At 59.9% G+C, this 11,542-nt stretch carries 10 protein-coding genes and 1 pseudogene; all 11 read left to right on the top strand.

Annotated elements, in window-relative coordinates:
• The first annotated feature begins 10 nt into the window (after positions 1-10).
• Entirely contained in the window at positions 11-322 is a 312-nt protein-coding gene (locus DK254_RS28860) for a Dabb family protein (protein WP_109936566.1), read from the top strand.
• A 1,041-nt stretch (positions 323-1,363) separates the two neighbouring features.
• Positions 1,364-1,657: pseudogene (locus DK254_RS35305) on the top strand (hypothetical protein); the annotation flags it as partial.
• Positions 1,652-2,515 carry a methyl-accepting chemotaxis protein gene (locus DK254_RS35310; RefSeq protein WP_371921199.1) on the top strand — a complete coding sequence of 288 codons (864 nt, stop codon included), beginning with the start codon at positions 1,652-1,654 and terminating at the stop codon, positions 2,513-2,515. The pseudogene DK254_RS35305 and the gene DK254_RS35310, both read left to right, overlap by 6 nt.
• Positions 2,516-2,760: 245 nt before the next feature.
• Complete coding sequence (gene gtdA, locus DK254_RS28870; RefSeq protein ID WP_218281460.1) at positions 2,761-3,804, top strand: gentisate 1,2-dioxygenase; 1,044 nt, start codon at positions 2,761-2,763, stop codon at positions 3,802-3,804.
• A gap of 43 nt (positions 3,805-3,847) precedes the next feature.
• Positions 3,848-4,546 carry a fumarylacetoacetate hydrolase family protein gene (locus tag DK254_RS28875; protein WP_109936569.1) on the top strand — a complete coding sequence of 233 codons (699 nt, stop codon included), beginning with the start codon at positions 3,848-3,850 and terminating at the stop codon, positions 4,544-4,546.
• A gap of 32 nt (positions 4,547-4,578) precedes the next feature.
• On the top strand, positions 4,579-5,232 hold the full coding sequence (maiA, locus tag DK254_RS28880; RefSeq protein WP_109936570.1) for a maleylacetoacetate isomerase: 654 nt from the start codon (positions 4,579-4,581) through the stop codon (positions 5,230-5,232).
• Between the two features lie 75 nt (positions 5,233-5,307).
• Entirely contained in the window at positions 5,308-7,059 is a 1,752-nt protein-coding gene (locus DK254_RS28885) for an FAD-dependent monooxygenase (protein WP_109936571.1), read from the top strand.
• A gap of 24 nt (positions 7,060-7,083) precedes the next feature.
• The gene (locus DK254_RS28890) at positions 7,084-8,022 is read left to right on the top strand and encodes a VOC family protein (RefSeq protein WP_109936572.1); all 939 of its coding nucleotides are present in this window, start codon (positions 7,084-7,086) and stop codon (positions 8,020-8,022) included.
• A gap of 11 nt (positions 8,023-8,033) precedes the next feature.
• Positions 8,034-9,305: an amidohydrolase family protein gene (locus DK254_RS28895; protein ID WP_109936573.1), complete on the top strand. Its 1,272-nt coding sequence runs from the start codon at positions 8,034-8,036 to the stop codon at positions 9,303-9,305.
• The gene (locus DK254_RS28900) at positions 9,302-10,831 is read left to right on the top strand and encodes a carboxylesterase/lipase family protein (protein WP_109936574.1); all 1,530 of its coding nucleotides are present in this window, start codon (positions 9,302-9,304) and stop codon (positions 10,829-10,831) included. The genes DK254_RS28895 and DK254_RS28900 overlap by 4 nt, the downstream gene beginning before the upstream one ends.
• Before the next feature lie 5 nt (positions 10,832-10,836).
• Positions 10,837-11,523, top strand: a complete 687-nt coding sequence (locus DK254_RS28905) for a flavin reductase family protein (protein WP_109937334.1) — start codon at positions 10,837-10,839, stop codon at positions 11,521-11,523.
• Positions 11,524-11,542 lie beyond the last annotated feature (19 nt).

Genomic DNA, 11,542 nt, shown 5'->3' on the forward strand with positions numbered 1-11,542 from the left:
GAGAAAACCAATGATGAAGCACATAGTTATGTGGAAGGTCGGGGGGAGTAGCCATGAAGAGCGCTTGCAAGCGGCACTGAAAGTCAAAGAAGCATTCGAAGGCATTCGAGATAAGATCCCTGGGCTATTGCATTTAGAGGTGGGGATCGATGTTAGCGCGGTGGATTACGCCTGCGATGCAGTGTTGTACTCGGAGTTTACTGATGCACAAGCCCTTGCCGCATATGCAAACCATCCGGAGCATCTGCGTGTGAGAGGCGAGTTGGTTGGCATACGGATCAGCCGATACCAAGTTGATTACCCGTACGATCAAATCAAGTAAACGAAATAGAAATTGCATCAGGTGATCCATCGAACTATCGCCGAATTGGATCAATGCACTAAGTGAGCCTGCCCAGTCAAAGCTGAATATTTCTGGCATTGGCTTGGTGGGCTCTTTAACTATTTGCACTCTCTTGTTCGACTGGCTGGTGCAGGTCCGGCAATTAGTCCTGGCTATATGCTTTCGAAAAAAAGCCGTAAATCATGGCTTAGAAAAATAATAATAACCCTTGAGGATGGCATGAAAAAAATATTTGCCTTTGTATTGAATCTGTCCGTGGGGAAGAAGCTGGCTATAGGTTTTGGGGTTGTTACAGCCTTGTCACTCTGTGTTTTTTCTGCGGGACTATATTCCGTTAGCGAGATTAGAAGCGTCGGCCTCGTCCAATACAAGTTGGCCGAGACGAAGGCAATCCTGTTTCAAGCGCGAATTCATGAAAAAGATTTTGCGCAAGGTCATGATGAGGTCGATGCAGGCCAGGTAAGAGAATTTATAGCATCGGCCAAGTCCAAAATTGGTTTTATCGCGGCCGAGATTGGTGGAGGCGAAGCGGGTTCTGTACTGACAATGAAGAAAGCTGCTGAAGAGTACTTTCAGCAGTTTGAGATATTTCGACTGGAGCAGCAGAAGCTCTTATCGGCCTTGAGCCAAATGCAGGCTCAAGCAGAAGAAATGTCCGTTCAGTTTGAATCTCTCGAAATGGATATGTTCGATGCAGCAAGAGACATGTCTTCGGGGCATGATCCAGCGGCAGCCGACGATGGAATCAGTTTGCTTCAAGACTCTACAAAGTTGCTCAGCAAGCTAAGCAAGTTGCGGGTGGCTGAATATAAATTTATTGACTTGAAGACCGATGCCCAAGCCAGTGAGTGGGAAATGGCAATGTCGGAAACTGAAGTTGCCATCGAGCTACTTCTAGCTCACTTGGGTGATGCGCAGAAGGAGTCCCTTGGCAAGGCAAGTATAGCGGCTAACGACTACAGGAAAGCTTTTGAACTGTATCGAGAAAGCTACAGAAACAGCTCAAAGGCAAGCAAGGAAATGCTGTCGCAGGCTCAAGCCTGGATTGAAAAAACCAATAGCGTTACCGATGAGTTTGTGAAAGCGTCAAATAATAAAATTGAAGGAATTAGGGTGCTTTTTGGATTCTCGGCCATTCTCGTTGTACTGCTTAGCGCCGGGCTGTCCGTAGTTATCAGAGGCCTGATTGTTGTTCCACTTGGTCACACCTTGCTGGTTGCTCGAAGTATAGCTTCTGGAAACCTTTGCCAAGATATTAAGTCGAGCCGGCAGGACGAGTTAGGAGATCTGCTAATTTCGATTGGCTCTATGAGTGAGAGCTTGAGATCGATTGTGCGGCAGATCAGTAAAAGCGTTGGGGAAATCGCGCGCACTTCCAAAGATCTTTTTGTTTTGACTGAATCAGCTAGTCAGATTAGTCAGAAGCAAGAGCTAGAAGCAGACCATGCCGTTGCTGCTGTGCTGCAAATGGAGGTTAGCGTTCGAGAGGTCGCAGGGCATACCGAGAAAACATTGTTCGCCGCGAGCCAGGCGTATGCTAAAGCAGGGAAGGGTGGCGTTGTTGTTCATGAAGCCGTTAAGTACATTGAGCGCCTTGCAGAAGAAGCTGAATTATCTGAGTCTGCTATCCAGGGGGTTCATCAAGAGGCTGCAAAAATTGGTCGAGTAATAGACGTTATAAGAGGCGTTTCTGAACAAATCAATCTCTTGGCGCTAAATGCGGCAATAGAAGCGGCCCGCGCTGGCGATCAGGGACGCGGCTTCGCCGTGGTGGCGGATGAAGTGCGCAGCCTTGCCATGCGTACGCAGGCATCAGTATTGGAGATTGAGATATTGATAAATAACCTGCAGCAGGTTGCCAAAGGCGCGACTGAGCAAATGGTCGGCTGTAGAGCACTCAGTAGAGATGTGGTCGGTTTTGCTGATGAGGCGGCTATCTCCCTGCGAGGGATTACAGAGGCCATATTGATCATTGAGCAAATGAGTCAGCAAATAGCAGATACAGGCAAGCAGCAAGGCTCAATTGCTGAGCAAGTCAGCTCAAGCATAGGAAGTGTCAAGGATGATGCAGGGCAGAACGCTGTCGCGGTTAGCCGGGTCGCCGTATGTAGCGCCAGCTTGGCGAGTTTGGGCTCTGAACTGGAAGGACTGGTCAGTAGATTTAGTATCTAGCTATTGAAGGCGCACACTGTTTTGACGTTCCACTCGTCTTTCATTTCTTCCCGTTCTCTCAAAACCTGAATTCTTTTCATCAAAATTCAGTCATGCACATTTGAGCAAAAATATACAACGGCCAGCAGCAATTTGAAAGACTGGTCGACTGCTCAAGGCATAACCTCTCCTCAAGCTGTTTAAGTGCCGCGATCCAGGGCTGTCGATAAACAGCAAAATAATAAAAATCACATCAGGAGATGTGCATGTCGAACGCACCGTCTAGCTCGCGTCGATCCTACTATGGTGAGATCGAGAAACTTAACCTGTCGCCTCTGTGGGAGTCGTTGCATTCGCTTGTACCGAACACGCCACAGCCACAGGCAGTTCCCGCCATCTGGAAATATGCGCAACTTCGAGAGCTTTTAATGGCCTCGGGAAAGCTGATCAGTGCCGCTGAGGCCGTGCGCCGCGTGCTCATCCTCGACAATCCGGGGCTCCCGGGAAAATCCAGCATCGCGTCGAATCTGTACGCCGGGCTGCAACTGATCATGCCTGGCGAAATTGCCCCGAGTCACCGCCACACCCAGTCGGCACTGCGCTTCATCGTCGAAGGCGAGGGCGCCTGGACCGCGGTCAACGGCGAGCGGACGACTATGCACCCCGGCGACTTCATCATCACCCCGTCCTGGACGTGGCATGACCATGGCAATCGCGAAGCCGCGCAGGGTGGTGAGCCGGTCGTGTGGCTGGATGGCCTCGACATTCCCCTCGTCCAGCAACTCGATGCCGGGTTCGCCGAGTCCTACCCCGACGATATGCAGCCGATCAACCGCCCCGAAGGCCATAGCTCCGCGCGTTACAGCCACAACATGCTGCCGGTGAGCCACAAGGTGCAGAACGGCAATTCACCGATCTTCAACTACCCCTACGAGCGTAGCCGCGAGGCGCTCGAGCAATTGAGCCAACTGGGCGAAGTCGACCCTTGGGATGGTGTGAAGCTGCGTTATGTCAACCCGGCCACGGGCGGCTTTCCGATGCCGACCATGGCCACCTTCATGCAGCTGTTGCCCAAGGGTTTCCAGGGCAAGGAATACCGAAGCACCGAGTCGACCGTCTTCAGCGTGGTGGAGGGGCAGGGCACTGCGCGAATAGGCGAGCAGGTCTTCCCGTTCTCGCCAAAGGACATCTTCGTCGTGCCGTCCTGGCAACAGGTAAGCCTGAGCGCAGAGGTCGACTCGGTGCTGTTCAGCTACTCGAACAGACCTGTACTCATGGCACTGGACCTGCTGCGCGAACAAAGAAGCTGACCGGCCTCTTCGCAGAGGCCTTAGCGAAACAGAGAGACAAGTCATGGCATTCATCTTCACCCCGGAACCGCCCATCGCCGTTCCGGTATTTGGCACCCAGGACTCCATCGCCGTTCGCCGCGTCTATTGCGTGGGGAGAAACTATGCCGCCCATGCGCGGGAGATGGGATTCGATCCCGACCGCGAGCCGCCGTTCTTCTTCATCAAGCCGGACAACGCGGTGGTTCCGGTCGCCTATGGCGAAACGCTCGATCTGCGCTATCCCGCGGAAACGCAAAACTATCACTACGAGGCCGAACTGGTTGCCGTTATCGGCAAGAGCGGCTCGGACATCCCTCTCGACCAGGCACTCGATCATGTCTGGGGCTATGCGGTTGGCCTGGACATGACCCGGCGCGACCTGCAAATCAAGATGCGCGAAATGGGGCGTCCATGGGAGATCGGGAAGTCCTTCGATGCCTCGGCTCCGATCGGTCCGATCCACCCGGCGGAAGCGGTCGGCCATTTCGAGTCGGGCGACATCTGGTTGAGCGTGAACGGCGAGGTCAGGCAGAGCAGCAATCTCACGCACCTGATCTGGTCCGTCGCGGAAAGCGTGGTCTATCTCTCCCGATTCTTCCGGCTGGAACCCGGCGACCTGATCTACACCGGAACGCCCGAAGGCGTCGGGCCGGTGGTGGCTGGCGACATCATGAAGGTGGGCGTCGAGCGCCTGGGCGAGCTGACCGTTGCGGTCGTCTGACTTTCCATTGCCCGCGATGCAGAGGGTCTGACGTGAATCTCTACAGTTTCTTCAACAGCTCCACTTCCTACCGGGTGCGTATAGCACTGGCCCTGAAGGGGCTTGGGGTGAACTACCACGGTGTGAACATCCGCGCGGGCGAGCAGCGCCATCCTGGCTACCTGGAGGGCGTCAACGCCTCACCCAGCGTGCCGGCCATCACCGAAGGTGATTTTCGCCTGGGGCAGTCGCTCGCGATCATCGACTGGCTCGACGCCAAGCATCCCGAGCCTCGGCTGATTCCCCTGGACAGCCAGCTGCGGGCGCGAGTGATCGAGCTGTCGCAGGTGATTGCCAGCGAGATCCACCCCCTCAACAACGTGCGGGTACTCAAGTATCTGCAGGACGTGCTGTGGGCCAGCGCCGAGCAGAAGGATGCCTGGTATCGGCATTGGGTGGCGGAAGGGATGGTCGTGGTAGAGCGCCTCCTGGAGCGCCGTGCCCCCGGGCATGACGGACCCTGGTGCTTCGGTGCTTCGCCGACCCTGGCCGACTGCTGCCTCATCCCACAGATGGCGAATGCGCTGAGGATGAAGTGCAACCTCAGTCTCTACCCGAGATGCCTGGCGGTGTACGAGCACGCCAGGCTGCATCCGGCCTTCATCGAGGCCGAGCCGCAAAACCAGCCCGACTACGTGCACCCCTGACCCCGAGCGAATGCATCGCTCGCCGGTTTTCGGTCGGCACAGCTGCAACGAATAAGAACAAGAGGAATCGATGAAATGACGGACACCGTACATGTTGATGTCTTGATCGTGGGAGCAGGGCCGGCAGGCGCGACCACTGCCGTTTTCCTGGGCGGCCAGGGCATCCGGACGCTGATGATCTCGCGTAACCGCGGATCGGCGGATACGCCGCGCGCCCACATCGTCAACCAGCGCACGATGGAGGTTCTGCGGGACGCAGGACTCGAGGCAGACGCGATGGCCGTCGCCTCCGCCCCGGAGAACCTGGCGAACACTTTCTTCCTGCGTGGCCTGGCGGGCGAGGAGATGGCGCGGCAATGGGCCTGGGGCAACAACCCAGCCCGCATGGGCGATGTGCTGACGGCCAGTCCTTGCACGTTCGTTGACCTGCCGCAGACCAAGATGGAGCCGATCCTCCTGGCGGAGGCCACGCGCCTGGGCGTGAATGTCCGCTTCGATACCAAGCTGGAATCGCTCGAACAAGACGAAGAGGGCGTCACTGCGAAAGTGCTGGACACGCTCACCGGCGAGCACTACTCGATCCGGGCGAAGTACCTGGTCGGCGCCGATGGCGCCAACAGCCGCGTGGTGAAGGAAGTGGGCTTGCCCCTTGTCGGCCAGGGTGGTCTCGGCTCTGCCTACAACATCCTCTGCGAGATGGACCTGTCGGCCTACACCGCGCATCGCAAAGGCTCGCTTTACCTGATCCTGCAGGCCGGGGTCGCCGAGTGGTCGGGGGTCGTGGTGTTCCGCATGGTCCAGCCCTGGAACAAGTGGCTGGTGTCCATCTACATCCCGCCGCAATACGATGGCCCGGACGCAACGACCGAGCAGTTGGTATGGCGAATTCGCGAGGCCATTGCTGACCCGGCAGCCATGGAGCTTCCCATCGAGGTTCTGTCCACTTCGAAGTGGTCGATCAATGACATCCATGCGCAGAAGCTTTCCGCAGGGCGCGTTCACTGTATCGGGGATGCTGTGCATCGGCATCCGCCGGCAGCTGCGCTGGGCTCCAACACTTGCGTGCAGGATGGCTTCAACCTGGCCTGGAAGCTCGCCCTGGTGGTGAAGGAGAAGGCGCACCCGAGACTGCTGGATAGCTTCGACGCGGAGCGCCAGCCCGTGGCCAGGCAGATAGTCGCACGCGCCAATACCAGCATGTGGCAGGCCAATGGCCTGGCTGACTATCTGGGGGCCTGCCTGTTCAATGTCGTCAGCGGCGCCGATGTCGACGCCAAGCTGGCGACGCCGGAAGGCCGGGAAGGGCTGCGCGAGAAACTGCTGGAAACCCGCTACAACGGCGAGGCGCATGGCGTCGAGCTGCAGCGCAATTATCGCTCCGGCGCTGTCGTGGAAGATGGCTCGCCGGAGCCACCGCCCTGCGAAGACCCGGAACTCTACTACGTCCCTTCTACCCGGCCGGGCTCCACCTTGCCACACGGCTGGCTGTCGACCCGCCGAGCCGGCCCGCTGGTTTCGACGCTCGATGTGGCCGGTAAAGGGAAATTCCATCTCTTCTCGTCTCATGGCGGAGAAGCCTGGGGGAACGCCGCGAAGGCCGTGTCGCAGAAGTTCGGCGTCGAAATCGGCGCCACGCTGATCGGCGTCGGCCTGGACTACGAAGATCCGTACCTGGATTGGCGCAAGGTGTGCGGCACGGAGGAGTGCGGCTGCGTTCTCGTACGCCCCGACCTCGTTATCGGATGGCGCAGCAAAGGTCTGCCCGGCAACCCGGAGGAAGCGCTGACCCAAGTAATGGCCAGCATCCTGGGTTGGAAAAGCCTGTAACCCTCTGACAGAAGGGATCGCTCCATGAACAACAACAGTGTGATTACCCACCTGCGACATGTCGGCTTCGCCATGCCGCAGCTCGAAGAACAACGCGCCTTCTACAGCCAGGAATGGGGGCTGATCGAAATCGCGGAACAGGACGGCGTGTACTACTTCGCGGCGGCTGGCTCGCCGGAGCCCTATGTGATCCGGCTACGCAAGGACGAAAGAAAGCGTGCGGACGTGATCGGTTTCGGCGCTGCGACCCGAGGCGACATCGATGCCCTGGCAGAGAATTTGAAACAGGGCGGCGTCCGCATCATTCAGGCGCCGCACGAACTGGCCTCGCCCGGTGGCGGCTACGGGGTGCGCTTCTTCGACCTGGAAGGCCGGGTCATCGAGGTGTCCGCCGACGTCGCCGCGCGCAAGCATCGCCAGCTCCACCCGGGGGAGTCGATCCCCGTGAAGCTCTCCCATTGCGTGGTCAACTCGCCGAACCCGCAGGAAACCGTGGACTGGTACGAGAAACACCTTGGCCTGCAGGTGGTCGAGGCCTTGCAGATCCACGGCAGGAAGCTGATGTGGTTCATGCGCTGCAGCCATCCCCAGCACCATGTTTTCGCCGTGGGCAATGCGCCTCATGTAGCAATGCACCACGTGTCGTTCGACATGCGGGGCATCGACGAGTTTCTACGCGGCGTCGGGCGCCTCCAACGCAGCGGCCACGAGCTGATCTGGGGGCCGGGCCGCCACCAGACTGGCGATAACGCCTATGGCTACTTCTCGGACAAGGCCGGCAACACAGTCGAGTACACCGCAGGCATGAGCGACCTGGACGACACCTGGGAGGTGACCGAAGGCGATCTGACCGACCCGCTGGTGCTCGACACCTGGGGGACCTCCAGTCCGTGGGGCGAGCATGTCATGAAGCATCACTTCAACACGCCGGATGAAGGCCTGTTCATCGCGCCGCCGCTTTGAGGAGCCGGTTCATGAAAACTCTGATTATCAATGCCCAGGTTTTCGATGGCAGCGGCAGCCCTCGCTACAAGGCCGAAGTGCTCATCGACGGCAACCGCATCGTCGCCATCGCCGAACACATCGAGCGAGCCGGGCTGGATGACGCGCAGGTCATAGACGCAGACGGCGCGACCCTGATGCCCGGCCTGGTCGACGGGCACACCCACCTGGGGCTGGGCTCCACCGTGGAGCATCGCTCCCCGCGGACGGAGCCCGAGGAAGAGCAGGCCCTGATCATCAGCCACAACGCACGGGTCATGCTCGACCACGGCTACACCAGCATCTACTCCGGTGGCAATCGCCGCCCACGCGTGGAAGTGGCGTTGCGCAAGGCCATCGCCGAAGGCTGGATGCCGGGGCCGCGCTTGCGGGCAGCCTCCTGGGAAGTCAGTGCCGATACGATGAAGGCACCTTCCGCCACGCTCAAACCCACTTCCGGCGCCGGCCATGTGGGCGCGCAGGGGCGCGCACCCATTACCGCGGAGGTGCGCAAGTTCGTACACGAGATGGCCGATATCGGCGTCGACATCGTCAAGATGCCCATCACCGGGGAAAGCGCGCTCATCGAGTACACCTCTCGCGTACTCGAGTTCAAGGAGGAGGAGGTTGCCGCGGCGGGAGAGGTGGCGTGGGAGCGGGGTATCTGGCTCACCGCCCACGCGCACTCGTCGGAAGGTATCCAGATGGCCGTGCGTCATGGCTTTCGCGTGGTCTACCACGCGACCTACATGGACGACGAGACGATCGGGATGATCGCCAATGCGCCGCAACCCGTGTACATCGCGCCCTCACCGGGAAGTCTCTGGATGATGGGCAACATGGACCAGCCGCCGACACCGGGCATGGAGGTCGACGTCGCCATCGAGAGCCTCAGGGAAGTCGTGCCGAAAATGCTCAAGGCCGGTATCCGCGTCGTGCCTGGAAGCGACTACGGCTTCGGTTTCAATCCCATCGGGCTGAACGCCAAGGACCTCGAACTGTTCGTGGAGTGGTTCGGCATGTCTGCCTGTGAGGTGCTCCATTGCGCGACGGCGCTTGGCGGCGAGCTGATGGGCTGGGGAGAAGAACTGGGCCTGGTGCGCGAGGGCTACCTGGCGGACCTGCTCCTGGTGGAGGGCGACCCGACGACGGACATCACGATTCTCCAGGATGCTGCCCGGCTGTCGATGATCATGACTGATGGCCGACTCCACAAGCTGGCGCCGCATCGCGCGAACAGTACCTTGCAGGCTGCCCCGGCATGAGTTCGCGGCGTGGCGAAGCTGATACCGGCGTGCCGGTGCGTGTCACCACGAGCGGTGGCCGGTTGCTTGGCAGGAGGGGCCGCAGTGTCAGCGTGTTCAAGGGCATTCCTTACGCTGCCGCGCCCGTAGACAACTTGCGCTGGCGGCCGCCGCAGCCCGCCGAGCCCTGGGACGGCGAGCGCGCGGCGTTCGTGGCAGGCCCTGCGCCGATGCAAGTGCTGCCTCCGTGCTCATCGCTGATGTATCGGGTCAATCATGCCGATGCCAGCGCGTTGGTGATGAGCGAGGACTGCCTCTATCTCAACGTCTGGAGTCCCGACCTGTCTTCCGGGGCGAAGCTGCCGGTCCTGTTCTGGATTCACGGCGGGGCGAACAAGACGGGGCATGGTGGCCAGGAACTGTTCGATGGAAGCCGCCTGGCCGCGCGGGGCCTGGTGGTGGTCACGGTGAATATGCGCCTGGGAGCGCTGGGGTTTCTTTCTCTGCCCGAGCTGATGGCCGAAGATGAACTCGGGGCCTCTGGCAACTACGGCGTGCAGGATGTCGCCGCCGCCTTGGCTTGGGTGCATGAGAACGTGGCGGCCTTCGGTGGCGATGCCGGCAAGGTGACTATCGGCGGCAACTCCGCGGGCGCCGCTACCGTGACGCACCTGATGGCCGCCCCGGCAAGCCGAGGCCTGTTCCGGGCAGCCATTGGCCAGAGCGCGTCAGGTGTGTTTCGCCCCGAAGGCAGGATGCTTGGCCAGGTCGAGGCAGCCGGGCAGGGTGCTGCTGCAGTCTCTGCGCTGGGACACTCGCTCGAACGACTGCGAGACCTGCCGGCGACAGCCTTTCTGAACATTGCACCGCAGGGCGTGGTTGTCGATGGGCGACTGGTGGTCGAGGAAACCACGGATGTTTTCCTCCAGGGGCGGCAGGCCGCAGTGCCTCTGCTGGTTGGCTGGAATGCGGATGAAGGCAGCCTGTTCGCCTCGCGGGCGGAGAGTGAGTTCGAAAGCCTGCCTTACCCACGGGACGCGCGTGCGACGCTGGCGAAGCTCTACCCGCTGGAACAGGCCGAGCACGTGATTGCTGCGCGCAGGGCACTGGTGGGCGACAAGCGCTTTGCCTACCCGGTCTGGCGTTGGGGACGTACCCATGCTGAAACCTCGGCGGCCCCGACCTGGATATACGAGTTCGACCACTCGCTTCCGCTGCCGGAAGACGTGCCGCCGCCCGCCGATGGGGGGTACGGCTATGGCGCGTTTCATACGGCGGAGGCCTTGTTCGCCTGGGACAACCTCGACATGCGTCCCTGGCAATGGCGCGACCTCGATCGAGCCCTTGCCCGGCAAATGGCGGATGCCTGGGCGAGGTTCGTTGTGAACGCCGACCCCAACGGCCTTGGCCTTCCCCCATGGCGGACCTTTGACGCTTCCAGCGATGAGCATCTGCTGCGGTTCGGCGCCGCCACGCAGCCGGGCTGCACCACACGACGGGAAGCATTCGCTGTATTTGATGAGATGACGCTGCAGGTGAAACGATGATCGAGATGAAGCCAGTTGGTAAGAGCGCGGCAGCTGAGCTGCCCGGATATGGGGAACCTGGCGAGTTCCTCTCGTATGAGCAAAGCACCGTGCTGAGCGCTCTGCCATTCGACCCCTATGCCGCGATTGTCGGCCCTCGGCCTATCGGCTGGATGGGGACCTTGTCCGCTGACGGTGTGGCGAACCTCTCGCCCTACAGCTTCTTCAACGCGCTGAACCACAACCCGCCGCTGCTGGGGTTTGCCAGCATCGGCTACAAGGACACCGTCAGGAACATCGAGGAGACCGGCGAGTTCACCTGGAACCTGGTGTCTCGCGATATCGCTGCGCAGATGAATCAATCGAGCGTGTCCGCCCCGCCCGGCGTGGACGAGTTCGATCTGGTCGGCCTGGCCAAGGCGCAGAGCCAGCTGATCCGCGCGCCGCGCGTGGCGCAGTCGCCCGTGAGCCTCGAGTGTCGGCTTTCCCAGGTGGTCCGTCTCAAGGACTCGCAGGGGCAGGATCTGGACACCTGGTTCGTCTATGGCGAGGTGGTTTGCGTCCATATCCGCAAGGACTTGCTGGAGGACGGGATCTACAACACGGTCAAGGCGAGGCCGGTGTTTCGAGGAGGCGGCCTTTCGGACTACTTCGAGATCATCGAGGCCTGCCGTTTCGCCATGTTCAAGCCCGAGGACTACCAGCACGGCTAGGCAGGCGAAGATGTCGTCC

Source organism: Pseudomonas sp. RW407 (assembly GCF_003176655.1).
Classification (GTDB): Bacteria; Pseudomonadota; Gammaproteobacteria; order Pseudomonadales; family Pseudomonadaceae; genus Pseudomonas; species Pseudomonas delhiensis.

Coding starts and splice junctions, on each gene's coding strand:
- DK254_RS28860 (WP_109936566.1), top strand. CDS start 11: ATGATGAAGCACATAGTTATGTGGAAGGTCGGGGGGAGTAGCCATGAA.
- DK254_RS35310 (WP_371921199.1), top strand. CDS start 1,652: ATGAGTGAGAGCTTGAGATCGATTGTGCGGCAGATCAGTAAAAGCGTT.
- gtdA (WP_218281460.1), top strand. CDS start 2,761: ATGTCGAACGCACCGTCTAGCTCGCGTCGATCCTACTATGGTGAGATC.
- DK254_RS28875 (WP_109936569.1), top strand. CDS start 3,848: ATGGCATTCATCTTCACCCCGGAACCGCCCATCGCCGTTCCGGTATTT.
- DK254_RS28885 (WP_109936571.1), top strand. CDS start 5,308: ATGACGGACACCGTACATGTTGATGTCTTGATCGTGGGAGCAGGGCCG.
- DK254_RS28890 (WP_109936572.1), top strand. CDS start 7,084: ATGAACAACAACAGTGTGATTACCCACCTGCGACATGTCGGCTTCGCC.
- DK254_RS28895 (WP_109936573.1), top strand. CDS start 8,034: ATGAAAACTCTGATTATCAATGCCCAGGTTTTCGATGGCAGCGGCAGC.
- DK254_RS28900 (WP_109936574.1), top strand. CDS start 9,302: ATGAGTTCGCGGCGTGGCGAAGCTGATACCGGCGTGCCGGTGCGTGTC.
- DK254_RS28905 (WP_109937334.1), top strand. CDS start 10,837: ATGAAGCCAGTTGGTAAGAGCGCGGCAGCTGAGCTGCCCGGATATGGG.